Source organism: Acidovorax sp. GW821-FHT10E03 (assembly GCF_059415205.1).
The window spans coordinates 1-833 of the sequence record NZ_JBWKMU010000030.1 but is presented as its reverse complement, the minus strand read 5'-3'; the positions used below and the strand labels follow the sequence as shown (position 1 = coordinate 833).

Genomic DNA, 833 nt, shown 5'->3' with positions numbered 1-833 from the left:
CCATTCGATCCGATGGAAATTCATCAACCCAAGAGGACTGAAAAATGAACCGCTTCAATGCACAAACCCGCCGCTTCGCCACTGCTGCCGCAGTCGGTGCCCTGGCCCTCGCCAACAACGCGCACGCCGCCATCGATGTGACCGGCGTCGTCTCCGAGATCGGCGACACCATCGCGCCCATCGGCCTGATCGGCGCCGCCGTGCTGCTGGTCGTGGTGGCGATTGCCGCCTTCAAGTGGGTGCGCCGCGCTATCTCCTAAGCGCCCCTCGCATGTGCTCCCTGACCGGCCGGCAGGGGCCTTGCAAAAGTCCACGCGGTGGGCTTCTTCAAGGTGCAAAGCAAATGGGCCTCTTCGTCATCGTCGCAATCCTGGGGGCCGCATGGCTGATCTTTACCGCTTGATCTCTAGCGTGCTCGCCCTGGCGGTCTTGTTGATTGCTGCTGCAGTCTCGCCGCCGGTTGGGGCTGCTTTCAGTCCCACGCCCGGCCATAGCTACAGCGCATCTAACGGCCAGAATGGGTTTCCGACCGCGCTTGCTGCATGTCAGTCGCTAGGCGGTACATCTGTTGGCTCTTTCAGCAATGATCAGGCGTACTGCTATCAGTCCGGCACCACGGGATTTAAGGGCCTTGTGAGTCGGTATGCGGCATCTACCTGCCCCTCTGGCAGCACGCTGGGGGGAGGGCAATGCACGTGCAACGCTGGGTTTGACGAGTTCCAGAATCAATGCCTGCCCGCTTGCGCGGCGGGTTGGACCCGTGGCACCGATGGCGCGTGCAAGCGCGACAACCCGTGCGGGGAAGGTATGCATGAGGAAGGCGGCGCCTGCGT

Annotated in this window: 1 protein-coding gene; it reads left to right on the top strand. The window is 62.5% G+C overall.

Translation table 11 applies throughout. The features are described 5' to 3' along the window. Positions 1 to 44: 44 nt before the first annotated feature. The gene (locus AC07OD_RS28095; protein WP_218293558.1) at positions 45 to 260 is read left to right on the top strand and encodes a major capsid protein; all 216 of its coding nucleotides are present in this window, start codon (positions 45 to 47) and stop codon (positions 258 to 260) included. Positions 261 to 833: the final 573 nt, after the last annotated feature.